The sequence below is a fragment of the Flavonifractor sp. genome (assembly GCF_019422385.1).
In the GTDB taxonomy this organism is placed as follows: domain Bacteria; phylum Bacillota; class Clostridia; order Oscillospirales; family Oscillospiraceae; genus Flavonifractor; species Flavonifractor avistercoris.
Genome location: NZ_JAHZDL010000015.1, coordinates 1 through 21,533, shown reverse-complemented (window position 1 = coordinate 21,533; position 21,533 = coordinate 1). Strand labels below are relative to the sequence as shown.

The 21,533-nt window shown below is 66.7% G+C and carries 26 protein-coding genes and 1 other annotated feature; of the genes, 2 read left to right on the top strand and 24 right to left on the bottom strand.

What is annotated here, in order from left to right; genetic code table 11:
* Positions 1-79 precede the first annotated feature (79 nt).
* The 21 genes from tyrS to QZ378_RS03625 form a co-directional block, all read right to left on the bottom strand.
* Positions 80-1,306, bottom strand: a complete 1,227-nt coding sequence (gene tyrS, locus QZ378_RS03725) for a tyrosine--tRNA ligase (RefSeq protein ID WP_291257351.1) — start codon at positions 1,304-1,306, stop codon at positions 80-82.
* Positions 1,307-1,460: 154 nt separating this feature from the next.
* Positions 1,461-1,705 (bottom strand) — a binding site (T-box leader).
* A gap of 308 nt (positions 1,706-2,013) precedes the next feature.
* Positions 2,014-3,708, bottom strand: a complete 1,695-nt coding sequence (gene recN, locus QZ378_RS03720) for a DNA repair protein RecN (RefSeq protein WP_291257350.1) — start codon at positions 3,706-3,708, stop codon at positions 2,014-2,016.
* 211 nt (positions 3,709-3,919) lie between these two features.
* On the bottom strand, positions 3,920-4,372 hold the full coding sequence (locus tag QZ378_RS03715) for an arginine repressor (RefSeq protein ID WP_087240707.1): 453 nt from the start codon (positions 4,370-4,372) through the stop codon (positions 3,920-3,922).
* Positions 4,369-5,238, bottom strand: a complete 870-nt coding sequence (locus QZ378_RS03710) for an NAD(+)/NADH kinase (protein ID WP_291257349.1) — start codon at positions 5,236-5,238, stop codon at positions 4,369-4,371. Before QZ378_RS03710 ends, QZ378_RS03715 begins: the two co-directional genes overlap by 4 nt.
* Complete coding sequence (locus tag QZ378_RS03705; protein WP_291257348.1) at positions 5,235-6,053, bottom strand: TlyA family RNA methyltransferase; 819 nt, start codon at positions 6,051-6,053, stop codon at positions 5,235-5,237. The genes QZ378_RS03710 and QZ378_RS03705 overlap by 4 nt, the downstream gene beginning before the upstream one ends.
* Positions 5,998-7,878 (bottom strand): 1-deoxy-D-xylulose-5-phosphate synthase, encoded by a 1,881-nt coding sequence (gene dxs, locus QZ378_RS03700; RefSeq protein ID WP_291257347.1) that lies wholly within the window; start codon positions 7,876-7,878, stop codon positions 5,998-6,000. The genes QZ378_RS03705 and dxs overlap by 56 nt, the downstream gene beginning before the upstream one ends.
* A 64-nt stretch (positions 7,879-7,942) precedes the next feature.
* Positions 7,943-8,404, bottom strand: a complete 462-nt coding sequence (locus QZ378_RS03695) for a divergent PAP2 family protein (RefSeq protein WP_087240714.1) — start codon at positions 8,402-8,404, stop codon at positions 7,943-7,945.
* A 13-nt stretch (positions 8,405-8,417) separates the two neighbouring features.
* A complete protein-coding gene (locus tag QZ378_RS03690) occupies positions 8,418-9,299 on the bottom strand; it encodes a polyprenyl synthetase family protein (protein WP_291257346.1) in 882 nt (293 codons plus the stop codon).
* 3 nt (positions 9,300-9,302) lie between these two features.
* Positions 9,303-9,536, bottom strand: coding sequence for an exodeoxyribonuclease VII small subunit (gene xseB / locus QZ378_RS03685; RefSeq protein WP_191378542.1), 234 nt, complete (start codon positions 9,534-9,536; stop codon positions 9,303-9,305).
* Positions 9,537-9,554: 18 nt separating this feature from the next.
* The gene (xseA, locus tag QZ378_RS03680) at positions 9,555-10,760 is read right to left on the bottom strand and encodes an exodeoxyribonuclease VII large subunit (protein ID WP_291257345.1); all 1,206 of its coding nucleotides are present in this window, start codon (positions 10,758-10,760) and stop codon (positions 9,555-9,557) included.
* Positions 10,757-11,686: an FGGY-family carbohydrate kinase gene (locus QZ378_RS03675; RefSeq protein WP_291257364.1), complete on the bottom strand. Its 930-nt coding sequence runs from the start codon at positions 11,684-11,686 to the stop codon at positions 10,757-10,759. Before QZ378_RS03675 ends, xseA begins: the two co-directional genes overlap by 4 nt.
* 2 nt (positions 11,687-11,688) lie before the next feature.
* The gene (gene nusB / locus QZ378_RS03670) at positions 11,689-12,225 is read right to left on the bottom strand and encodes a transcription antitermination factor NusB (RefSeq protein ID WP_291257344.1); all 537 of its coding nucleotides are present in this window, start codon (positions 12,223-12,225) and stop codon (positions 11,689-11,691) included.
* A 210-nt stretch (positions 12,226-12,435) separates the two neighbouring features.
* Positions 12,436-12,825, bottom strand: coding sequence for an Asp23/Gls24 family envelope stress response protein (locus tag QZ378_RS03665; protein ID WP_087240724.1), 390 nt, complete (start codon positions 12,823-12,825; stop codon positions 12,436-12,438).
* A gap of 115 nt (positions 12,826-12,940) precedes the next feature.
* Entirely contained in the window at positions 12,941-13,513 is a 573-nt protein-coding gene (locus QZ378_RS03660) for a SpoIIIAH-like family protein (RefSeq protein ID WP_291257343.1), read from the bottom strand.
* Positions 13,514-13,523: 10 nt separating this feature from the next.
* On the bottom strand, positions 13,524-14,054 hold the full coding sequence (locus QZ378_RS03655) for a stage III sporulation protein AG (RefSeq protein ID WP_291257342.1): 531 nt from the start codon (positions 14,052-14,054) through the stop codon (positions 13,524-13,526).
* Positions 14,051-14,542 carry a stage III sporulation protein AF gene (locus QZ378_RS03650; protein ID WP_291257341.1) on the bottom strand — a complete coding sequence of 164 codons (492 nt, stop codon included), beginning with the start codon at positions 14,540-14,542 and terminating at the stop codon, positions 14,051-14,053. The genes QZ378_RS03655 and QZ378_RS03650 overlap by 4 nt, the downstream gene beginning before the upstream one ends.
* 4 nt (positions 14,543-14,546) lie before the next feature.
* Positions 14,547-15,656, bottom strand: a complete 1,110-nt coding sequence (locus QZ378_RS03645; protein ID WP_291257340.1) for a stage III sporulation protein AE — start codon at positions 15,654-15,656, stop codon at positions 14,547-14,549.
* 25 nt (positions 15,657-15,681) lie between these two features.
* Complete coding sequence (locus tag QZ378_RS03640; protein ID WP_191378547.1) at positions 15,682-16,068, bottom strand: SpoIIIAC/SpoIIIAD family protein; 387 nt, start codon at positions 16,066-16,068, stop codon at positions 15,682-15,684.
* A 3-nt stretch (positions 16,069-16,071) separates the two neighbouring features.
* Entirely contained in the window at positions 16,072-16,266 is a 195-nt protein-coding gene (spoIIIAC, locus tag QZ378_RS03635) for a stage III sporulation protein AC (RefSeq protein WP_087241558.1), read from the bottom strand.
* A gap of 13 nt (positions 16,267-16,279) precedes the next feature.
* Entirely contained in the window at positions 16,280-16,789 is a 510-nt protein-coding gene (locus tag QZ378_RS03630; RefSeq protein WP_291257339.1) for a stage III sporulation protein AB, read from the bottom strand.
* Positions 16,783-17,694: a stage III sporulation protein AB gene (locus QZ378_RS03625; RefSeq protein ID WP_291257338.1), complete on the bottom strand. Its 912-nt coding sequence runs from the start codon at positions 17,692-17,694 to the stop codon at positions 16,783-16,785. Before QZ378_RS03625 ends, QZ378_RS03630 begins: the two co-directional genes overlap by 7 nt.
* 207 nt (positions 17,695-17,901) lie before the next feature.
* On the opposite strand from QZ378_RS03625, the gene QZ378_RS03620 reads away from it, so the two are divergent.
* The gene (locus tag QZ378_RS03620) at positions 17,902-18,420 is read left to right on the top strand and encodes a methyltransferase (protein ID WP_291257337.1); all 519 of its coding nucleotides are present in this window, start codon (positions 17,902-17,904) and stop codon (positions 18,418-18,420) included.
* A 14-nt stretch (positions 18,421-18,434) separates the two neighbouring features.
* Here QZ378_RS03620 and QZ378_RS03615 read toward each other — a convergent pair whose 3' ends face one another.
* Complete coding sequence (locus QZ378_RS03615) at positions 18,435-18,812, bottom strand: helix-turn-helix domain-containing protein (protein WP_191378551.1); 378 nt, start codon at positions 18,810-18,812, stop codon at positions 18,435-18,437.
* Between the two features lie 120 nt (positions 18,813-18,932).
* Between QZ378_RS03615 and QZ378_RS03610 the strand changes: the two genes are divergently transcribed.
* Positions 18,933-19,466: a nitroreductase family protein gene (locus QZ378_RS03610; RefSeq protein WP_291257336.1), complete on the top strand. Its 534-nt coding sequence runs from the start codon at positions 18,933-18,935 to the stop codon at positions 19,464-19,466.
* A 263-nt stretch (positions 19,467-19,729) separates the two neighbouring features.
* On the opposite strand, the gene lgt is transcribed toward QZ378_RS03610, so the two are convergent.
* Together lgt and QZ378_RS03600 are read right to left on the bottom strand one after the other, a co-directional pair.
* Positions 19,730-20,803 carry a prolipoprotein diacylglyceryl transferase gene (gene lgt, locus QZ378_RS03605; protein ID WP_291257335.1) on the bottom strand — a complete coding sequence of 358 codons (1,074 nt, stop codon included), beginning with the start codon at positions 20,801-20,803 and terminating at the stop codon, positions 19,730-19,732.
* The coding region (locus QZ378_RS03600) for an insulinase family protein (protein ID WP_291257334.1) at positions 20,803-21,533 on the bottom strand (731 nt) is incomplete at its 5' end. The genes lgt and QZ378_RS03600, both read right to left, overlap by 1 nt.

Genomic DNA, 21,533 nt, shown 5'->3' with positions numbered 1-21,533 from the left:
GCAACCAAAACAGCCGGGCGGGAAGCCGTAAATCAGCTCCCCGCCCGGTATGGATGAAATATCGGCCGCGTTTGCCCGCTCAGTTCAGAACCGCCCGGTGGAACACCTTCTTGCCCTTCTTGATGGTCACGCCCTCGCCGGAGAGCTGCTCCGCGGTGACAGAGGCGGCCACGTCGGTAACCTTTACCCCGTCCAGCTCCACGCCGCCCTGCTCGATGAGGCGGCGGGCCTCCTTCTTGGAGGGCACCAGGCCGCACTTGAGCATGAGATCCAGCACGCCGACGGCCCCGTCGGTGAGATCACCGGCGGCCAGGGCGGTGGTGGGCATGTTGGAGCGGTCGCCGCCCTGGGAGAACAGGGCACGGGCCGCGTCCTGGGCCTTCCGGGCCTCCTCCTCGGAGTGCACCAGCTTGGTCAGCTCAAAGGCCAGGATCTCCTTGGCCTGGTTGAGCTGGGCCCCCTCCCACTTGTCCATCTCGTCGATCTGCTCCAGAGGAAGGTCGGTGAGCATCCGCAGGCACTTGAGCACGTCGGCGTCGTCCACGTTGCGCCAGTACTGGTAGAAGTCATAGGGGCTGGTCTTCTCCGGATCCAGCCACACGGCGCCGGCCTGGGTCTTGCCCATCTTCTTGCCCTCGGAGGTGAGCAGCAGGGTGATGGTCATGGCGTAGGCGTCCTTGCCCAGCTTGCGGCGGATCAGCTCGGTGCCGCCCAGCATATTGGACCACTGGTCGTCGCCGCCGCACTGGAGATTGCAGCCCACGGTCTGGAACATGTGGTAGAAGTCGTAGGACTGCATGATCATATAGTTGAACTCCAGGAAGGACAGGCCCTTCTCCATGCGCTGCTTGTAGCACTCAGCACGCAGCATGTTGTTCACCGAGAAGCAGGCGCCCACCTCCCGGAGGAGCTCGATATAGTTCAGGTTCATCAGCCAGTCGGCGTTGTTGAGCATCAGGGCCTTGCCCTCCGAGAAGTCGATGAACTTGCTCATCTGCTTCTTGAAGCAGTCGCAGTTGTGCCGGATGGTCTCCACCGTCATCATGGAGCGCATGTCGGTGCGGCCGGAGGGGTCGCCCACCATGCCGGTGCCGCCGCCGATGAGGGCGATGGGGCGGTTGCCCGCCTTCTGGAGACGGCGCATCAGCATCAGGGCCATGAAGTGGCCCACGTGGAGGGAGTCGGCGGTGGGATCAAAGCCGATATAGAAGGTGGCCTTGCCGTTGTTGATCAGCTCCTTGATCTCCTCCTCGTCGGTGACCTGGGCGATCAGGCCCCGGGCTTGCAGTTCTTCGTAGATGGTCATTGGTCTGTCTCCTTTTCCTGTGTCTCATTTTATCAATGGTTGATTCGTACAGAGGCCTCGCAGAGTTTCGCCGCCTGTGGCGGCGGAATAAAGTCTAGCCTCATTCAAAAGGCTATCAGCCTTTTGAATGAGAAAACGCCCCCTGTCCTCGCGGACAGAGGGCGTAAAGCTACGCGGTACCACCTCTGGTTCGCCGCTCCCTCGCGAAAGCGGCCTCATGGGGTGCCATCACACCCCGGCGCGATAACGGGCGCACCCGACACAGCCCTACTGCACACAAGCGTGGTTCGGGCGGCTGCTCCAGGGTGTATTTCCCGGCCTGTCCCCTCCCCCTCTCACCAAACCGGGGGCTCTCTGGGCGGGACGCGGACTGGTACTTCTCCCTGTCATCGCAGTTTCCTATTGGGTTGGATTATAGTACGGGCGGAGGCGTTTGTCAAGCGGGAAATCTTCAACCAGCGTGTCGAAAAAGTCTTTTCGACACGCTGCCGAACTTTTTGAAACTGCAAAAAAGTTTCAAAAAGTTGTTTGATCCAACGCGAAAGGGAACCCTGACGGTTCATCTCCGCGCCAAGTGCCGCCGCATAGCGGCGGTTGCGCTCCGAAACGCCCTGCGGGGCAGCCTTTCACACTATCCTTCCCTCCGAATCCTTCGGCTGGAGGGTTTATCGACAACCTGAACTTCACAAAACAAAACTTTTGTGCAGTTATTTTCCCTTCTTCTTGAACTGCTCTGCGCTGTCCAGCAGCTCCCCCGCCGCCCGGCGGGTGGCGTCGGTGATGTGGTCGCCGGAGGTGAGGCGGGCCAGCTCCTCCATCCGCCGCTCCCGGCTCAGCCGCTCCACCCGGGTGAAGGTGCGTCCGTTCTTCTCCCCCTTCTCCACCGAGAAATGGACGTCCGCCATGGCGGCCAGCTGGGGCAGATGGGTGACGCACAGCACCTGCTTGGTGCGGGCCACCCCGGCCAGCTTCTCCGCCACCTTCTGGGCCGCCCGGCCGGATACGCCAGTGTCCACCTCGTCAAACACCAGGGTGCCCACCTGGTCGTTCTCCGCCAGCACGTTTTTCAGCGCCAGCATGATGCGGGCCAGCTCACCGCCGGAGGCGATCTTCTGGATGGGCTTTAAGTCCTCCCCCACGTTGGCGGACATGAGAAACTGCACCTCGTCCATGCCGGTCTCGTCCATGGCGTACTCCCCCGCCTTGGGGGAAAACTCCGTCCGGAAGCGCACCTTGGGCATGTCCAGCTGGGCCAGCTCGTCCTGGATGCGGCCCTCCAGAGCCCTGGCCGCCTTTTGTCGGGCCTGGCTCAGGGCCTCGCCCCGCTTTTTCGCCTCCGTCAGAGCCTTGGCCTGCTCCTTCTCCAGCCGGGCAATGGTGTCGTCGGCAAACTGGATCTCATCCAGCTCCTTTTTGCAGCGCTCCAGATAGGACAGCATGTCCTCCACCGTGCTGCCATACTTCTTTTTCAGCCGGTGGAGCACGTCCAGCCGGCTCTCGAGCTCGTCCAGCTCGCCGGGCTCGAAGTCCAGGCTGTCCCGCAGCTCCCGCACCTGCTCGGACACGTCGTCCGCCAGGGCGGACAGCTCCGCCAGTCTCTCCGCCAGCGCCGCCGCCTGCCCGCTGAGCCGGGCCGCGGCGTGGAGGGCGCCCTCCGCCTGGCCGATCAGGCCGGCGGCCCCCTCCCGCTCCTCGTCGCCGGAGAGGGCCAGATGGGCCCCCTCCACCGCCTCGATCAGCTTGCCCGCGTTGCGCAGCAGACTGCGCCGCTCGGTGAGGGCCTCCTCCTCCCCGGCCTTCAACTCCGCCCGCTCCAGCTCGTTGATCTGGAACTCCAGGCTGTCAATGCGGCGGGCCTTCTCCGCCTCGTCCATCCGCAGGGCTGCCATCTCCTTGTGGATGGCGGACAGCTTGTCATAGGCCTCCCGGAACCGGGCCTGGAGGGATGCCGTGCCGCCGAAGCCGTCCAGGTAGTCCAGATGGCACCGTTCGTCCAGCAGCTGCTGCCCGTCGTGCTGGCCGTGGATATTCAGCAGCTGCCGCCCCAGCTGGCGCAGCTGGGCCACGGTGATGGGCCGGCCGCCCAGGCGGCACACATTCTTCCCGTCCGGCTGGATCTCCCGCTGGAGCAGCAGGTTCCCGTCCTCGTCCGGCCCCATGCCGTTCTCCCGGAACCAGTCCAGGTCGGGCAGGCCGGTGAACAGGGCGCTGACCTGGGCGGACTTGGCGCCGGTGCGGATCAGCTCCCGGCTGGTGCGCTCCCCGGTGATGGCCCCGATGGCGTCCACCACGATGGACTTGCCCGCGCCGGTCTCGCCGGTGAGGGCGTTGAAGCCGCTGTCGAACTGGATGTCCGCCGACTCAATCACCGCGATATTTTCGATATGAAGCAGAGAGAGCATATGCTTTTCACCAGCCTCGCAGAGTTTGCGCCTCGGCGCAAAAAATCCGGAAATGTGCGAAGCAGGACATGCGCCTGCGCAGCACACCATAACCTGCGGCCGCGGCGGCCGCAGCCACCCGCGCAGTGCGCGGGTGGGGGGGTATCGAGCCAAGTCGCCGGCTATGTCGGCACGCAGGCTCGTATCTAGGGGGGACAAAGTCCCCCCTAGACTATTTCAGCATGGTGTGGATCTCATTGCAGAAGGCCTGGGCGTCCTCATTGGTGCGCATGATCAGCAGGGCGGTGTCATCCCCCGCCAGGCTGCCCACCAGGCCGTTGATGTCCATGCCGTCGATGGCGGCGCAGGCCGCCGAGGCCAGCCCCGGCATGGTCTTGAGCACCACGATGTTCTGGGCCAGGTCGAAGGAGGTGACCCCCTCCTTGAAGATGGTGCGCAGGCGGCCGGCAAAGTTCAGCGACGCCTTGCGCTCCGACACCGCATAGCGGTAGGTGCCGTAGCCGGTGAGCTCCTTCACCAGGTGCAGCTCCTTGATGTCCCGGGAAATGGTGGCCTGGGTGGACTGAACCCCTCGGGCCCGCAGCTCCGCCAGGAGCTGATCCTGGGTGTCCACGTCCTGCTCCTCAATGATGCGCAGGATCTCCTGCTGACGCTTTGCCTTCATGCCTTCGCTCCTCCCAATTTTTGACTTAGAATATCATAGAAGCTCCGTCCCGTCACCCGCACCAGCCGGGTTTTGGACTTGGAGACCCGCAGCTCCACGGTGTCCCCCCCGCTGAGGCGGAACGCCTTGCCTCCGTCCACCGAGAGATAGGCAGTCTTGCGGGTCAGCCGCCCCATTTTCAGGGACACCAACCGCTCCCGGCCCAGGATGACAGAGCGGGCCGACAGGGCGTGAGGGCAGATGGGGGTGACGATCATGTTCTCCGCCGTGGGCTCCACAATGGGCCCGCCCGCAGACATGGAGTAGGCCGTGGAACCGGTGGGGGTGGCCACAATCACCCCGTCGGCGGAAAATCGCATCATGAGCGCCTTGTCGGCATAGACCTCCAGCTCCAGCACCCGGGCCACGGCCCCCTTGGTCAGAACCGCGTCGTTGAGGGCGATATCGCTGAAAATCACCTTGCCGTCCCGGCGCACCGCCACGTCCAGCATCATGCGGGACTCGGTGGTGTACTTCCCCGCCGCCAGCTTGGAGAGCATGGACAGCTCGCTCTGCTCCAGCTCGGCCATAAAGCCCACGCTGCCCAGGTTGACCCCCAGGATGGGCACGCCGAAGGCGTTGGCGTCCTTGGCGGCATGGAGGATGGTGCCGTCCCCGCCGAAGCACACCAGCAGATCCGCCGTTTTCAGCTCCTCCTGGGTGTTCTTGAGGGTGATGTGCCTGGGGAGCTCCGTGCCACCTCCCTCCACAGAAAAGGGCAGGCACATGGCGGTCTCCACCCCCACGTTGCGCAGGATCTTCTCCGCGGCCTGGGCCGCCCGCAGCCCCCTGTCCCGATAGGGGTTTGGACTGAGTACTACTTTCATGCTCCGGCTCCTTCCAGGGCCCCGTGGGAGGCCTCCACCAGGGCGGCCACATCGCCGGCCCAGGGTGCGCCGGCTCCCACGGTCAGGTGTCCCAGATATTCGATATTGCCCTCCGGCCCCCGAATGGGCGAAAAGGTCATTTCCTTTACAGTAAAATTCGCCTCAGCGGCGTTGATCAGGAACTGCTCCAGCACCTCCCGGTGAACCGCCGGATCCCGGACGACTCCCTTCTTGCCCACCTTCTCCCGGCCCGCTTCAAACTGGGGCTTTACCAGGCACACCAGCTGCCCCTCCGGCTTGAGGAGGGTATGCAGGGCGGGGAGAATCAGCTTCAGGGAGATGAAGGACACGTCCACCGTGCCGAAGTCCAGGGGCTCCGGGATCTGCTCCGGCGTCAGATAGCGCACGTTGGTGCGCTCCATGCACACCACCCGGGGATCGCTGCGCAGGCTCCAGGCCAGCTGTCCGTAGCCCACGTCCACCGCGTATACCTTCTCTGCCCCGTTCTGGAGCATGCAGTCGGTGAAGCCCCCGGTGGAGGCCCCGGCGTCAATGGCGCGGGCACCCCGCAGATCGATGCCGGTAAAGGTCTTCAGGGCCTTCTCCAGCTTCAGCCCGCCCCGGCTCACATAGGCCAGGGTCTGGCCCCGCACCTCGATGGGGGCGTCCGCCTCGATCTGGGCGCCCGCCTTGTCCACCTTCTGCTCCCGGACATAGACCTGTCCGCTCATGATCACGGCCTGGGCCCGCTGGCGGCTGTCAGCCAGCCCCCGCTCCACCAGCAGCACATCCAGACGCTTCTTCTGATTTGCCATGTCCGCAGACCTCCCTTGCCCGATGATATAGGCTCTCCCCGTCCAGGCCGCACAGCCGCCGCAGCTGGGGGATGGTTCCGTGGGTCACAAAGCCCCGGCCCGTACTGGCCAGGGCCAGCCCCTGCACCGGTACGCCGACGGCCAGAAGCCCGGCGGCGATGCGCTGGCCGATGCCGCCCATCTCCGCGCTCTCCTCCGCTACCAGCAGCCGCCCGGTCTTTTTTACAGACCGGGCCACCAGCTCCAGGGGAAGTGGTGTAATGGTATTCAGCTTCACAACCTCGGCCCGGATACCGTCCGCCGCCAGGCGGTCGGCGCAGTCCAGAAGCTCGTTGACCAGTGTGCCGCAGCCCGCCAGCGTGAGATCCGTCCCCTCCCGGAGCAGCACCGCCGGATGCCGGGGGGCACCGTCCTGATAGGCCCCCTCCCCGCCCCGCGGGTAGCGGATGGCCACCGGGCCCTTCACCTCATAGACGGCATATTCCAGCATGTCCCGCAGCTCGGCAAAGCTGGCGGGGCAGAGGACGGTCATGCCGGGGATGGTGTCCAGGAAGGCCGGGTCAAAGAGGCCGTGGTGGGTCTCCCCGTCCTCCCCCACCAGGCCGGCCCGATCCACCGCCAGCACCACATGGAGGCCCTGGAGGGCCACATCGTGGAGGAGCATATCATAGCTGCGCTGCAGAAAGGTGGAGTACACCGCAAACACCGGCGTCATTCCCTGCTTGGCCATGCCGGCCGCCATGGCCGCCGCGTGGCCCTCGGCGATGCCCACGTCAAAGAACCGCTCCGGGAAGCGCTGGGCAAAGCCGTTCAGGCCCGTGCCCCCCTGCATGGCCGCCGTGATGGCGCAGATTTTGGGATCCTTCTCCGCCAGCTCGCACAGGGCCTGCCCGAACACAGCGGAGAAGTTCGGGGCGGTCGGGTGTACCGGCTCCCCGGTCTCCACGCAGAAGCGGCCCACCCCGTGGAAGAGATCCGGGTTGCGCTCCGCAGGCGTATAGCCTTTCCCCTTTACAGTTCTGACGTGGAGCAGGACAGGCCCCTTCAGCTCCCTGGCATAGCTGAGCAGCTGGGTCAGGCGCTTCACATCGTGGCCGTCCACCGGCCCCAGATAGGTAAAGCCCATGTCCTCGAACAGGCTGCAGGGCAGAAGGGTCTCCTTGATGGCCGTCTTGACCTTGTGGGTCACGTTGTAGATGTGCCCGCCCAGGGGGAGGACGCTCATCACCTTTCGGTAACCCTTTTTGAAATGGAGATACTGGGGCTTGAGCCGCTGGCGGGCCAGATGCTCCGCCACGCCGCCCACGCTCCGGGTGATGGACATGCCGTTGTCGTTGAGGATGACGATCAGCGGCTCACCGCTGTCGCCGGCATCCGACAGGCCCTCATAGGCCAGGCCGCCGGTGAGCGCCCCGTCCCCGATCAGGGCCAGCACCTGATAATTCTCATTCTGTAAAGTTCTAGCCCTTGCCATACCAAGGGCCACCGATACCGAGTTGGAGGCGTGGCCGGCGATAAAGGCGTCGCTGGGGCTCTCCACCGGCTTGGGGAAGCCGGCGATCCCCCCAAAGGTGCGTAGGGTCTCCATGGCGGCGTTGCGGCCGGTGAGGATCTTGTGGGCATAACACTGGTGCCCCACGTCAAAGACCAGCCTGTCCCGCCCCGTGTCGAACACACGGTGGATGGCTACAATCAGCTCCACCGCCCCCAGGCTGGAGGCCAGGTGCCCCCCAGTCCTGGACACGGTGTCGATAAGCCGCACCCGCAGACGGCGGCACAGCTCCGCAGCCTCGCTGTCGCTGAGACCGCCCAGCTGTTCGGGCATATGATCGAGATCGAAATTCAGAGTTGTTCACCCCCCGGCCCCGCTGCGGGGCCCGGAACCAGAATCAGGACCAGAGCCAGGCGCCCAGCAGGCCCACGCCGATGCCCAGCAGGCCGCCCATCAGCACCTGAAACGGCGTGTGGCCCAGGAACTCCTTCAGCTCCTTGCCGAAGAGCGCGGGCTTCATCTCCGTCCAGTGCTCCATAATATAGTTGAGGATCTTGGCCTGCTCCCCCGCCGCCCGGCGGACGTTGGAGGCGTCGTACATGACCACGATGGCCACCACCGCCGCCACGGTGAACACCGGGGACGCCCAGCCGTACATATACCCCATGGCGGCGGCGCAGGCGCACACAAAGGCGGAGTGGGAGCTGGGCATGCCGCCGCTGGAGAGGATATGGCGCCAGTCCAGCTTGCCCTTGGTGATCAGCGTGATGACAAATTTGATGATCTGGGCCATGGCCCAGGCCAGGATGGACAGATTCAGGATCAGATTTCCCGTGAGGAAATCCACTACATTGCGCATATCCGCTCCCCCCTTACGTCTGCCGGTCGGCCAGGGACTCGGCCAGGGCCCGCAGCTCGGCGCCTTCGCCTCCGAAGGACGCGAGGGCCTCGGCCGCCTGTTCCGTCAGCCGGGCCACCAGCGCCCGGCACCCGTCCACCCCCTTGAGGGTGACAAAGGTGGTCTTGCCGCTCCTGGCGTCAGAGCCGATGGGCTTGCCCAGGGCGGCCTCGTCCCCCACCACGTCCAGGATGTCGTCCTGGATCTGGAAGGCCAGGCCCAGCGCGGCCCCATAGCGGCGCAGGGCCTCCCGCTGCTCCTCCGTGCCGCCGGCCACGGCCCAGCCCATCTCCAGGGCCGCCGTGATCAGCGCGCCGGTCTTGAGCCGCTGGAGCTCCTCCACCTCGGCCAGGGTGAGGGCGCGCTCCTCCCCAGCCATGTCCAGGATCTGGCCGCCCACCATGCCGGCGCCGCCGGCGGCCCGGGCCAGGATGCCGGCGGCCAGTACAATCCGCTCCGGCGGAAGGGCCTGTCCCGGCGCCAGCATGGCCTCAAAGGCAGCGGTGAGCAGGCCGTCCCCGGCCAGCACCGCCGTGGCCTCGCCGTACACCTTGTGGTTGGTGGGCCGCCCCCTGCGGAGATCGTCGTCGTCCATGCAGGGCAGATCGTCGTGGATCAGGGAGTAGGTGTGCACCATCTCCACCGCACCGGCAAAGGGAAGGGCCTTCTCCACATTGCCGCCGCACAGGCGGCAGGCCTCCAGCGTCAGCACCGGCCGCAGGCGCTTGCCCCCGGCCAGCAGACTGTACCGCATGGCGTCATACAGGCTTCCCCGGGGCTCCCGCTCCAGGAAGCAGTTCCGGAGCCACGCCTCCATCCGCGCCCGGTGGGCGTCCAGCCGTTCCAGCTTCCCCATGGCCTAGCCCTCCCCCTGGAAGGGCTCCTCCACCGGGGTGCCGTCCGGCCCGGCCAGGAGCCTGGTCACCTTCTGTTCGGCCCGATCCAGCTGGGCGGAGCACTTCTTCATCAGCTTGGTACCCTCCTCAAAGAGGGACAGCGCGTCCTCCAGGGGGGCCTCCCCCTGCTCCAGCAGCTTGACAATCTCCTCCAGCCGGGCCATGGCCTGCTCGAAGGTCATTTTCTTTTCCGCCATGTTGGTCTTATCCTTTCCCTATCTGACAGGTTTGATCACTTCACAGGAAATTTCTCCGTCACACAGGCGGAGGGCCAGCCGGTCGCCCGGCCTGGCAGCCCTGGCCGACCGGAGCACCGTGCCGTCCTCCCGCTTCGGGATGGCGTAGCCCCGCCCCAGCACCTTCAGGGGGCTCAGGGCGTCCAGGGAGGCCGCCAGCCGGGCGAAATGCTCCTTCTCCCGCCCCAGCGCGCCGGTGAGGCCGTGGGCCAGCCGCTCCCGCTGGTAGTCCAGCAGCATCCGCTTGTCGTCCACGTAGCTCATGGGCTCCCGGAGGGCCCGGCAGCGGCCGGCCTGCTCCAGCTCCTTGCGGGCCCGCTCCAGCCGGCGGGACACCGCCTGGGCCATGCGCCCCTCCGTCTGGGCCAGCCAGACGGAGATCTCGTTCTGATCCGGCACCGCCAGCTCCGCCGCATTGGACGGGGTGGCCGCCCGCAGATCGGCCACAAAGTCGGAGATGGTCACGTCGGGCTCGTGCCCCACGGCGGAGATCACCGGAATCTCCGAGGCGTAGATGGCCCGGGCCACCCCCTCGTCGTTGAAGGCCCACAGATCCTCCATGGAGCCGCCGCCCCGGCCGGTGATAATCAAGTCTGCCACCTTGTGCCGGTTGGCCCAGGCGATGGCGGCGCACAGCTCCCCGGGGGCCTCCGCCCCCTGAACCCGCACCGGGATCACCGCCGCCTCAGCCAGGGGCCAGCGGGCCCCCAGTATGCGCAGCATGTCCCGCACCGCCGCCCCCGCCGCCGAGGTGATGAGGGCAATCCTTTGGGGGAACCGGGGAATGGGCTTCTTGTGGGCCTGGTCGAACAGCCCCTCCCGGTACAGCTTCTCCTTGAGCTGCTCAAAGGCGATGTGCAGCTCCCCCACCCCGTCGGGGGTGAGCTGGCTGCAGTAGAGCTGATACTGGCCGTCCCGGGGAAACACGGTCACACGCCCGAAGGCCACCACCTTCATGCCGTTCTCCGGCCGGAACCGGAGGCCGGCGGCCTCCCGGCGGAACATGACGCACCGGATGGCCCCCTCCGCGTCCTTGAGAGAGAAGTAGTGGTGGCCGGAGGGGTAGCACTTGTAGTTGGAGAGCTCCCCCCGCACAAAAAGGCCGGCCAGAGCTCCGTCGCGATCCAGCAGGCCCTTGATATATTGGTTGACCTGGGTGACGCTGTAGATGGGCGCGGTGTTCATGCCTCTCCCTCCCGTTCCAGGGCCCGATGGGCCAGGATCGCCGCACCCATGGCGTTGTCGGTGGAGTAGCGGGGTTCGGCAAAGGCCGCGTCGGCCATGACCGCGCGCAGCAGCCGGTTGGATGCCACCCCGCCGGAGCACAGCACCGGCAGGCCGGGCCAGCGTTTCTTAGCCGCGTCGGTGGCCCGGCGCACCGCTGAGGCCACCGTCTCCAGGGCAAACCGGGCAATCTCCGCCGGGGGCTTCCCCTGCTCCGCCAGGGCCTTTACCTTGTTCTCCATGCCGGAGAGGGAGAATGTAAGGTCGTTCAGCTTTACAGAAAATCCGGACACCGGGCCGCTCTCCGCCGCCAGGGCGTCCAGGGCCTTCCCCGCCGGGAAATCCAGGCCCAGCAGCACGCCGGTGCGGTCAATGAGCTGTCCGGCGGAGATATCGCTGGTGCCGCCGATTTTCTCCGCCCGGACGTTCCACCCCTCCGGCTCCACATACAGCAGCTCGGTGGTTCCGCCGGACAGGTGCCAGGCCAGCATGGGGCCGTCCAGCAGCTCCATGCGGCCCGCCGACCAGGCGGCGGCGGCGACATGCCCCTGCTGGTGGGAGGCGGCATAGAAGGGCACCCCCAGCACGTCGGCCAGGGCGCGGCCCTGGCCCTCCCCCGCCAGGAAGCAGGGCATGTAGGAGCCCTCCACCGCCCGGGGACGGGTGCTGGCCCCCACGGCGGCCAGGCCGTCCAGCCAGCCGGCCGCGTGCAGCTCGGCAAACCGCTCCGGCAGGTGCTTCACGTGCTGGAACAGGGCGTCGCTCTGCCGCAGGCCCAGCTCGCCGGGGCGAACCTCCAGCAGGCGGCCGGCGTTGTATCCGTCCCGGCCGTCAAACACCGCCGCCGAGGTGGTGTAGTTGCTGGTGTCGATGCCCAGGGTGCGCATGCTCACGCCTGCTCCTCCCCGGGCTCCCCGGCGGGAACCTCCGTCTTCTCCGGGGCCTCCGCGGCCCGGCGGCCGATGGGGCCCACCGGATCGGGCACGCACTCCCCCCGGACAAAGGAGCCCAGGATGCCGTTGACAAAGGAGACCACCTCGGGCTCCTCGTAGTGCTTGGTCATCTCCACGGCCTCGTTGATGGCGGCGGCGTTGGGGATGTCCTGCATATACAGGATCTCATACATGGCCACCCGCATGATGGCCACCGCCACCCGGTTGAGGCGGGAGAACTTCCAGCCGATGGCGTACTTGGAGATATACTCGTCCAGCTCCGGGGCGTGCTCATACACCCCTTTCACCAGGCGGGTGATATACTCCCGCTGTTGTTCATTGGGAAATTCCGCGTAGAGAGGCTCCTCCTCCCCGATCTGGGCAAAGGTCTTTCTGGTCAGTGCCTCCGCCAGCAGCTCCTCCGCCGTCTGGCCGGTAAAGCCCAGCTCAAAGGCGAAGTGGACGGCGATCTCACGGGCAGCAGTTCTGGTCATTATGTCTCCTCCATGGCGGGACAGTTCCCGCAGCTTATCGTCATAGGTAGCTACATTATACAACAAAGCTGCATAAAAAGGAAAGAGCAAATTCCACACATCGGCAAAAAGCCCGGGGTGCGCCGCAGCGCGCCCCGGGCTTTGGGTATTTTCCACGCAAAACACCGGCGCGCGCCGTTGGCGGCACACGCCGGTGCTGGAAATGCTGGCTTACTGGGGCTTCTTTGCCTCCCGGTCAAAGGTCACGCCCAGCACGTGGACATTGACGCACTCCACCGTCAGGCCGCTGGTATTCTCGATGGCGCTGAATACCGCGTTCTGAACCTCCTTGGCCACGTCGATGATGGTATAGCCGTACTTGATCAGGATAGAGACATCCACCCGGACGCTCTCCTCCTCCACCGTGATGTGGACGCCCTTGGACAGGTTCTTCTTGCCGCCCAGCAGCTCGGCAATGTCGCTGCCCAGGTTGGCGGCCAGGCTCCCGACCCCCTCCACCTCAGTGGCGGCGGCAGCGGCAATCGCCGCCAGAACCTCCTCGGAGATGTGGATGTTCCCCAGCTCGTCAGGACGGGAGACATATTCCTTTCCGTCAGCCATTCCGGTCACGCTCCTTTTTTCTTTCGTGCTCTGGTGCTCTTGGGGATCATTGTACCACAAAAAAGAGAAATTACAACTGGTTTTTCCGGCGCCGCCGGCCCGGAGCCGCCCCCGCCTATTCCTGAGCCTCGATGATCTTGACCTGGCTGGCCTCATAGCCGGTCTCGTCGGTAACGATCTCGGTGATCTTGGCCACATCTGCGTCGGTGAGGCCGCCCTCCTGGGCGGAGACCACCACGCTGACGCTCTCGCCGCTGATGAAGGCCACGCAGTCGGCATACCCCTTGGCGGTGACCAGGTTCTCGATCTGGGCCTCGGAGACGGTATAGCCGGCAATGGTCTGGATGGCCTGGCCGTTGGCCTCCTTCATGGCCTCGTCGGCGTTTTCGCTGGCCATGGCGTCCTCCAGGATGGTCAAGGCGCTGTCCCTGGCCTGCTGGCGGTTGAGCCGGGCCGAGTCAAAGTAGCCGCCGCCGGAGGGCGCCGGGGTGGCGGACGCCTCTGGAGCCGGGCTGGCCGTGGACGAGAGCAGAGGGTCGTCCGTCTGCCCGTTCACCAGGGCGGCCTCCCCCAGGGTCTTGCCCGCGTCGGCTGTCTCCCCGCTCTGGTACGTCCAGTTCAGGTAGACCGCCGCGCACACAAAGAGTACCACCGCCGCCACCACCGCATTCCGCTTCCACACTTTCATCTTAGCTGCCTCACTTTCCTTCACAGACTGATATGTGATCCGCGCCGAGTCCCGTCAGCGCGGATACCGCCTCCACCACCTGGAGCCGGACGGACGGGTTCCCGCCCCCCGAGCATACCACAAGGGCCCCCTGATATTGGGGCGAAATCTGCTGGAGGGTGACGGTCTCCTCCGTCCCGCCGCCGGAGAGCACCACCGTGGTCAGGGCGGCGTCGGTGGAGTCGGCCTCCACCGTGCTCTGGGTGTCCTGGGCCAGGATCCGCCTGGGGCTGCTCTGGAGGGTGAGCACCACCCGCACCTCCCCCACCCCGGTGATCCGGGACAGGGCCTCCTCCATCCGCTTCTCCAGCGCCTCCACCTGGAAGGCGTCCGCCTCCTCCCCGGCTGCGGCGGACGACTCCCCGGCTGCTCCGCTCCCCCCCGGCAGGGCGGGCAGGAGGAGCAGCGCCGCCCCCGCCGCAATCACCAGAAGCACAAACTTATTCCGCTCCCACAGGGCGCGCAGGCCCTTCCCCAGCGCCCCCAGCTCCTTGCTTTTCATCCCTCGCCCCCGCTTTCGTACGTCTGCCGCTCCGCCGGGATGGCGAAGTCGGCCTCAATGGCGCGCGTCAGCGCCTCCCGCTGCTCCGCCGTCAGCGCCCCGGTGATGGTGACGGCGGTGGGCACGGGCCAATCCCCCCCGCCTTCCGCCTCCACGGCCGCCAGGCAGACGATGCCCAGCCCGGCCGCCTTGTCCTGAATATATGCGGCGGACTGCTCCTCTATGATGTCCTTCATCAAAGTTTCGTTCTCCTCCTCCAGCTCCGTGCTGTAGGCGCTCAGATCCAGCCGGTACTGAGTGAGGGCCTGGCCCAGCGCTTCGGTGTCCAGCTTCAGCAGGGGATTGAGCACCGCCGCCAGCAGCACCAGCCCGCCGGTGAGGCGGAGAATGCCCCGGATGTTCCCGTCGGGGCACAGGGCCTCCGCCAGGGCCACCAGCATGGCGGCGGCGGTGATGCCCAGCAGCCATTGGCGAATCAGCTCCAGCATGGCCTCACCTCACCACCGCCGTGATGGCGGACACCAGGGAGATGAGCAGCAGCAGGGCGCAGGAGCCCGTCATGCCCAGCACCAGGCCGAAGGCCCCGCCCAGCTGGTCGATGAGCCCGGCCACCCGGCCGCCGGACACGGTGGCGCTGAGGGCGGCGGCGGCCTTGTAGGCCAGATAGTGGATTCCCAGCTGGAGGAAGGGCACCACGCACATGGCCAGCACCGCCAGCATGCCGAACACCCCCACCGCGTTTTTCAGGATGCCCGCCCCGGCCAGCACGGTCTCCGCCGCGTCGGACAGGATGCCTCCCACCACCGGCACCAGGCTGGACATGGTGAACTTGGCCGCCTTGACGGTCACCGCGTCGGTGGTGCCGGCGATCACCCCGCTCACCGTCAGATAGCCCACGAAGACCACCAGCACGGTGGTGAGCACCGCCGTCACCAGCCACTTCAGGGTGCCCGCGATGCGCTTGAGCCCCTCGTTGCCCACCGCCGCGTGGGCCACGCAGGCGGCGATGTAAGCGTACACCAGGGGGAGCAGCAGCTGGGTGATCAGGGTGATGAGCACGTCGGAGAACAGCATGGTGGCCAGCTGCCGGGCCACCGCCCCGCCGGGGGAGCCGGCGGCGGCCGCCGCCGCCGTGACGGTGGGCAGCAGGAGCTTGGAGAAGGTGGACATGTTGTCCAGCGCCTCCCGGCCCAGGCCGATCAGGGTGTTGGCGTCCGCCGCCGCCACCGCGGCCACCGCCAGGGCCCCCACAATGGACACCACGTCCACCGCCCGGCCCGTCCCCGTCCCGGCGTACAGCCCCTCCGCCAGGCCGCACAGGAGCACCACCGCCAGCAGCAGCACCCCGCTGCGCACCGCCTTGCGCACCACGCCGAAGAGCTCTCCGCTGCCGGTGTCCACGATGGAGCGGAGCCCCTCGTCCAGACTCAGCCCCGCCTCCAGCTCCATACCGGGCAGCCAGTCCCCCGCCGCGTCCTCCAGGCCGTCCAGCTCCAGGGCCTCCGACTGGGCGGAGAGCACGTCCCCCCCACTGGCCGACGCCGTCACCACGCCCGGCAGCAGGAGGAGCACGGCCAGAAATGCAAGTATGATTCGTCTCATTGGTACCTCTCCGATCTATGTTCCCTCACAGCAGGCCCGTTATGGTGCTCAGCACCGCCCGCAGCAGGGGCAGGGCCGCCAGCACGGCGGCGGCGGCTCCCGCCGTCTCCGCCGCCGCAGCGATGCCCCCCTCCCCCGCGTCCCGGCACAGCTCGGCGGCGATGCGGGTCAGGATGGCGATGCCCACCGTCTTGAGCACCGGCGCCAGCACCGCCGGGGACAGGCCGATGAGCTCCCCCAGCTCGTCCGCCAGGGCGCGTACCTCCTCTATGGCACCCAGGGCCGCCCCCAGCAGGAGGGCCCCGGCGGCCAGGGCCAGCACCGCCCCCACCTCCCTGGCGTGCTGCTTGACCACCACCGCGCACAGGGCGGCGGCCACGGCGGCGGCCGCCAGTCTGACCACGCTCTCCATGGCCTACAGCCCGAACAGGTTCTTGACCAGATCGAACAGATCGCTGATCTGCTGCACCACCATCACCAGCACCACCACCAGGCCCGCCAGGGTGGTCATGGTGGCCTGCTCGTCCCGCCCGGAGCGGGAGAGCACCTGGTTGAGCACCGAGACCAGGATCCCGATGGCCGCAATCCGGAAAATCAAATCCACATCCATCTGTTTCTCCCCCTCACAGCAGCAGGATGGCCAGCATCGCCCCGACCGTCAGGCCAAGGGCCCGGTACATCCGCCCCTGCTTTTCCGACTCCTCCCGGGCCTGCTCCAGGGCCCGGCCCAGCTCCGCCCGGGTTCGGGCCAGGGCGGCGCGCTGCTCCTCCCCGTCATACCGGCCCAGCACGTCCCCCAGCTCCTCCAGGGCCAGCAGCGCCGGCCCGGTCAGTCCCAGGGGGGTGTCCTCCACCGACTCCCGCCACAGCTGGGAGAGGGGCCGCTCCCCCAGCTCGTCCAGCCTGGCCCGGCAGCGGGCAAACAGCTCCCCCGCCGGCGGCGGGCTCTCCGCCGCCCGCTCCAGCAGCTCGGGCATGGGGGTGAGGCGGAAGGCCAGCTCCCGCTCCATCCCCTCCAGGGCGCCCAGCAGGGCTCGGAGCACCCCCACCCGCCGGGCCAGCCGCCCGGCGGCGGAGAAGCCCACCGCGCCGCAGCCGCCCACCAGCAGGGCGGCGCCCATCAGCCTCAGCACAGCTCCACCACCCGGTAAGCCCGCTCTCCGCCGTCCCGCCGGATGGTCACCAGCCGCCGGAACAGCTTCCCGTCCAGCAGCCTCCGGTACAGGGGCCGGGTCTGTATGTCCTCCAATTCCCGCCCGTGGGCCGTACACAGCAGGGCCACGCCGCAGTTGGCCGCCATCTCCAGGGCGGCCGCGTCCTCCGGCGCGGTGATCTCGTCCGCCGCCAGTACCTGGGGATTCATGCCCCGCAGGAGCATCAGCAGCGCCGCCCCCTTGGGGCAGCCGTCCAGCACGTCGGTGTGCCCGCCCACGGCCAGCTGGGGCACCCCCTGGTACATGGCCGCCAGCTCCCCCCGCTCGTCCGCCACACCAACCCGCAGGGCGGGATGTCCCTCTCCGTCGGAGAGGGCGCGGATCAGATCCCGCAGCAGGGTGGTCTTGCCGCCCCCTGGCGGGGAGAGGAGCAGGGTGCTCTGAAATTCCCCCTCGCTCCACAGCCTGTCCAGCACCGGCGCGGAGGTACCGGGCACCTCCCGGGCCACCCGGATGGCCAGGGAGGAGAGCTGCCGCAGATTGATGACCGCCCCGTTCCGCACCACGGCGGTGCCGCAGATGCCGATGCGGTGGCCGCCCTGCACGGTGAAAAAGCCGCTGCGCACCCGCTCGAGGGCGGCGTGGGCGGAGGCCTGGGTGGCGGTCTCCAATACGGCGTACAGCTCCCGCTGGGTCACCGGCTCCCCGGACAGGGGGCGCTCCCCCTCCGGGAATACCACGGTCATGGGCCGGCCCGTCCGCAGGCGCAGCTCCTCCGCCCGTCCCCGGCTCTCCCTGTCCAGGCCCGCGGTCAGCTGCCGCAGCCGGGGCGGCAGCAGGGCCGCCGCCTGGCGGAACCGGGCCGTGTCTCGCTCATCCGTCATCTTGCTCACGTCCTTCTTCTGTGCTTGGCACATCCTATGAACGCCTGTCCCTGTTTATGCCACGGGTCTGCATGCCCGGGCCCCAAAACAGGAACGGGCGGGGGATCCAAACGGATCCCCCGCCCATTTCCTGGCCCTGCCGGCTTCCCGTGCCAGCCGTTCTGTGGTACAATCAGGGCAGTATTCCGGCCGATGGGAGGTGTACTCGTGGCCGCTCTGCTCCTGATTCCCTTTTTTCTCATCCGCTTTGGGCTCCTGTCTGCCCTGAGTCGGGACGGCCTGCGGCGTGCCGCCCACTATCCGCCTGTAGAGGGGTGGGAGCGGGCGGCCCTGTGGCTCTATCAGCTCTCCACCGCGGCCCTTCTGCTTCTCATTCTGCTCTCCCGGGTCAAAGCTGCCCCGCCCGCCTGCTTCCGGGCGGGCGGAGTCCTGTATGCGGCGGGCCTCCTGCTGCTTGTGCTGTCTGTGGCCGCCTTTGCCGCCCCGTCAGAGGAGGGATTCTGCCAGTCCGGTATCTACCGCCTATCCCGGAATCCCATGTATGTCTCCTACTTCCTCCTGTTCCTGGGGTGCGCCCTGCTCACCCGGTCTCTCCCCCTGCTGCTCTGCCTGGCGGTGTTTCAGCTCACCGCCCACGTGCTCATCCGGGCGGAGGAGCGGTGGTGCCTCCGCACCTTCGGGGCGGCATACGCCCGCTATATGGGGCGGGTTCGCCGCTATCTCTGACGGGGACGAACCGTTCAGGTGCCCAGCCCCGCCGGCGCCGGCAGGTACCGCTCCCCCCACCGGCCGATCTCAATGAAGATGGGGTAGAGATCCCGCCCCGCCTCTGTGAGGGCGTATTCCACGTGGGGCGGCACCTCGTTGAACTGTTCCCGGCGAACCAGGCCGTTCTCCTCCAGCTGCCGCAGCGTGGAGGTCAGCATGGTGTTGGTGATGCCCTCCACCCGCTGCTTCAGCGCTCCGAAGCGAACCGTGTCCGTCTTGCTCAGCTCAAAGAGCACGCGGATGGCCCACTTTCCCTGGAACAGGCGCAGGGTGCGTCCCACGGGGCAGGTCATGGCAGCATTTTCCACCCGCAGGCGGGCCTGATACTCCTGAAAGGTGCCGTACTCCATCTTGGATTCCTCCCAATAGTCAGAGATTTGATACTTAGTCGGTTATTTCTGCGTACTTGCATCCATTTTCTTCTTTAGTATAATAAAACTACAATCCAATTACAAGAAGGAGTTGTTTGCATGAATCCCTTTGAGCTCTTCCAGTCCCGCCGGTGCATCCGCAGCTACACCGGTGCTCCCGTCTCCGACGGGGAGCTGCAGGAGATCCTCCAGGCCGCCAACACCGCCCCCACCGCCATGGGGCAGTATGAGAACGTCCACCTGACGGTAATCACCGATGCCAAGCTGCTGGCCGAGATCGAGGCCGCCTGCGCCGAGTTCATGGGCCAGCCCGGCTCTCACCCCCTCTACGGGGCCCCGACCCTGGTGGTGGCCTCCTCCCGGTTCCCCGGTGAGGCCATGGCAAACCCGGCCTACTCCGACGCCGCCATTCTGGTGCATACCATGTCCCTGGCCGCCACCGCCCTGGGCGTGGGCTGCTGTTACATCTGGGGGGCCGTTGTGGCCCTGAGCAGCCGCCCCGAGCTGGTGAAGGCCCTTGGCCTGCCGGAGGGCTTCGTCCCCTGCTGCGGCCTGGTTCTGGGACAGTCCGAGGAGGGCTACGCCCCCCGGGAAATTCCCCAGGACCGCATCGGCGTCAACTACGTGGGCTGACAAAGCGAAGTACATGCAGGAAGTCCCCCGCAGGGAACGCCTCGCAGAGTTCCGTCATCCACAGATGACGGAATAAAATTGAAATCCGTCATTTCCGGGGACATGTGCCTCGGAAATGACACTTCTCGCGCAAGATGGGCCGACTTTTTCGTCAGGAATCGAGGTCCATCTTGCGCGCATCTTCCTCGAAAAAGTGGCTTCCGCCACTTTTTCGACACACTGAGGGAGTCCCCCGGCTCTGCCGGGGGACTCCCTCTTTTTGGCTATGGCTGTTTCTGCTGGTAGACCAGCACGTCGCTCAGATCCTCCCGCTCTTTCAGGGCGGTCAGCAGCTCGTCCCGTTCCTCCGCGGAAGTCCCTGCGGGCAGGGCGTAGGTCTCCAGCCTGGCGAACTCCTGGGTCAGGCGCCTGCTCTGCTCCTTCAGCCACTTCGCCCCCGCCGGGTCGCCCTCCACATAGACCAGGGCCACCCTGCGGGCGCTTTTCTTTACCCGGTTGACCCACAGGTCGTCCGGATCGTGCTTCCGGAAGCCCAGGTTGATGATCAGCAGCACGATGGCGATGGCCGCCGTGACAAAGCCGAACACCTGGGATACCCGGATGGGAGTGTTGAAGAAGTACAGGCTGTCGGTGCGCAGGCCCTCGATGAAGCCCCGGCCCACGCCGTACCAGGCGAAGTAGCTCAAAAACATCTGGCCGTCAAACTTCCGCCACTTTCTGGCGATCACCACCAGGAGCACAAAGCCCAGCAGGTTCCACAGGGACTCATACAGGAAGGTGGGGTGTACCTCCATGTACTGCCGCGCCCCGTCCACGTAGGCGTAGATGCCCATGCGCCAGGGCAGGTCCGTGGGGCCGCCGTAGGCCTCGATGTTGACGAAGTTGCCCCATCGGCCGATCATCTGGCCGATGAGCATGCCGTACACGCCCAGATCCGCAAAGGCCAGGAACTTGATCTTCCGCACCCTGCAAAACACGAAAAGCACGATCACCGCCATGATGACCCCGCCGTAAATGGCCAGGCCCCCGTCCCAGATGCGCACCATGGCCCCGAAGTCCAGGGAGCCGTCCTCCCGGCGGTAGAGATCCAGATAGAAGATGATGTAGTAGAGCCGGGCCCCGATGATGCACAGGGGCACGGCGAAGAAGAGCATGTCGATGATGTCGTCCTGCTTGATGCCGAACCGGCCAGACACGTGGCAGCAGTACAGCACCGCCAGCAGAAATCCGGCGGCGATGATGATGCCGTACCAGTGGACGGGCCAGCCGAACACGCGGAAGGCAATGGAGTTCAGGTGGAACTCCAGCCCCAGGCCGGGGAAGGTGACGGTACCCATCATGCCGTCTCCCCCGGCCGGATCACGGCCAGGCCGCACCGCTCCCCGGTCACCCAGCGGCGGATGCGGTCCTCCACGTCGGCCTTGGAGATGCCGTCGAACACCTCCGGGAAGGTGAGGTACTCCACCCCGGCGAAATGGGCCTGGGCCAGCTCGATGCACACGTTCTCAAAGGAGTTGAGCCCCCGCACCTTGGCGCCGTAGACGCCCTTTTTCAGCCGGCGGAACAGGCCCTCGTCGATGCCCTCCCGGGCCAGGCGCTCCCCCTCGGCCAGCACGGCGTCCCGCACGGCTTTGGGATCCCGGCTCTCGCCGCCGGCGGCCATGAGGGCGCAGCCGGGGTAGAGCTCAAAGCCGTAGCCAAAATTCTTGTTGATCAGGCCCTCGCTGTACAGCTTGGCGTACAGGGGGCTGGAGTTGCCCAGCAGGGCCTCACAGGCCAGTTCGCCCATAAGCTGCTCCCGCAGGTGCTCCTCCCCCGCCGGGGCCGGATCGGCCTTGAAGCCCAGCTGGAAGATGGGGGTGGACACCTCCATGGTCAGCTCCTTCTCCGCCGAAGCGGCACGGCCGGTCTCCTCCCCGCCGTAGTCCCGCTGGATCTCGCCGCCGGGCTCCTGGGGCAGGAGCTCCTCCGCAATGCGGACAACCTCCTCCGGCTCCACGTTCCCCGCCACGGTGAGCACCATGTTGGAGGGGGTGTAGAACGCCTTGTGGCAGGCGTAGAGGGTAT

What these genes read in the sequence shown, in the direction of transcription:
- tyrS (WP_291257351.1), bottom strand. Translation starts at nt 1,306, where the DNA reads ATGACCATCTACGAAGAACTGCAAGCCCGGGGCCTGATCGCCCAGGTC.
- recN (WP_291257350.1), bottom strand. Translation starts at nt 3,708, where the DNA reads ATGCTCTCTCTGCTTCATATCGAAAATATCGCGGTGATTGAGTCGGCG.
- QZ378_RS03715 (WP_087240707.1), bottom strand. Translation starts at nt 4,372, where the DNA reads ATGAAGGCAAAGCGTCAGCAGGAGATCCTGCGCATCATTGAGGAGCAG.
- QZ378_RS03710 (WP_291257349.1), bottom strand. Translation starts at nt 5,238, where the DNA reads ATGAAAGTAGTACTCAGTCCAAACCCCTATCGGGACAGGGGGCTGCGG.
- QZ378_RS03705 (WP_291257348.1), bottom strand. Translation starts at nt 6,053, where the DNA reads ATGGCAAATCAGAAGAAGCGTCTGGATGTGCTGCTGGTGGAGCGGGGG.
- dxs (WP_291257347.1), bottom strand. Translation starts at nt 7,878, where the DNA reads ATGCCCGAACAGCTGGGCGGTCTCAGCGACAGCGAGGCTGCGGAGCTG.
- QZ378_RS03695 (WP_087240714.1), bottom strand. Translation starts at nt 8,404, where the DNA reads ATGCGCAATGTAGTGGATTTCCTCACGGGAAATCTGATCCTGAATCTG.
- QZ378_RS03690 (WP_291257346.1), bottom strand. Translation starts at nt 9,299, where the DNA reads ATGGGGAAGCTGGAACGGCTGGACGCCCACCGGGCGCGGATGGAGGCG.
- xseB (WP_191378542.1), bottom strand. Translation starts at nt 9,536, where the DNA reads ATGGCGGAAAAGAAAATGACCTTCGAGCAGGCCATGGCCCGGCTGGAG.
- xseA (WP_291257345.1), bottom strand. Translation starts at nt 10,760, where the DNA reads ATGAACACCGCGCCCATCTACAGCGTCACCCAGGTCAACCAATATATC.
- QZ378_RS03675 (WP_291257364.1), bottom strand. Translation starts at nt 11,686, where the DNA reads ATGCGCACCCTGGGCATCGACACCAGCAACTACACCACCTCGGCGGCG.
- nusB (WP_291257344.1), bottom strand. Translation starts at nt 12,225, where the DNA reads ATGACCAGAACTGCTGCCCGTGAGATCGCCGTCCACTTCGCCTTTGAG.
- QZ378_RS03665 (WP_087240724.1), bottom strand. Translation starts at nt 12,825, where the DNA reads ATGGCTGACGGAAAGGAATATGTCTCCCGTCCTGACGAGCTGGGGAAC.
- QZ378_RS03660 (WP_291257343.1), bottom strand. Translation starts at nt 13,513, where the DNA reads ATGAAAGTGTGGAAGCGGAATGCGGTGGTGGCGGCGGTGGTACTCTTT.
- QZ378_RS03655 (WP_291257342.1), bottom strand. Translation starts at nt 14,054, where the DNA reads ATGAAAAGCAAGGAGCTGGGGGCGCTGGGGAAGGGCCTGCGCGCCCTG.
- QZ378_RS03650 (WP_291257341.1), bottom strand. Translation starts at nt 14,542, where the DNA reads ATGCTGGAGCTGATTCGCCAATGGCTGCTGGGCATCACCGCCGCCGCC.
- QZ378_RS03645 (WP_291257340.1), bottom strand. Translation starts at nt 15,656, where the DNA reads ATGAGACGAATCATACTTGCATTTCTGGCCGTGCTCCTCCTGCTGCCG.
- QZ378_RS03640 (WP_191378547.1), bottom strand. Translation starts at nt 16,068, where the DNA reads ATGGAGAGCGTGGTCAGACTGGCGGCCGCCGCCGTGGCCGCCGCCCTG.
- spoIIIAC (WP_087241558.1), bottom strand. Translation starts at nt 16,266, where the DNA reads ATGGATGTGGATTTGATTTTCCGGATTGCGGCCATCGGGATCCTGGTC.
- QZ378_RS03625 (WP_291257338.1), bottom strand. Translation starts at nt 17,694, where the DNA reads ATGACGGATGAGCGAGACACGGCCCGGTTCCGCCAGGCGGCGGCCCTG.
- QZ378_RS03615 (WP_191378551.1), bottom strand. Translation starts at nt 18,812, where the DNA reads ATGGAGTACGGCACCTTTCAGGAGTATCAGGCCCGCCTGCGGGTGGAA.
- QZ378_RS03610 (WP_291257336.1), top strand. Translation starts at nt 18,933, where the DNA reads ATGAATCCCTTTGAGCTCTTCCAGTCCCGCCGGTGCATCCGCAGCTAC.
- lgt (WP_291257335.1), bottom strand. Translation starts at nt 20,803, where the DNA reads ATGGGTACCGTCACCTTCCCCGGCCTGGGGCTGGAGTTCCACCTGAAC.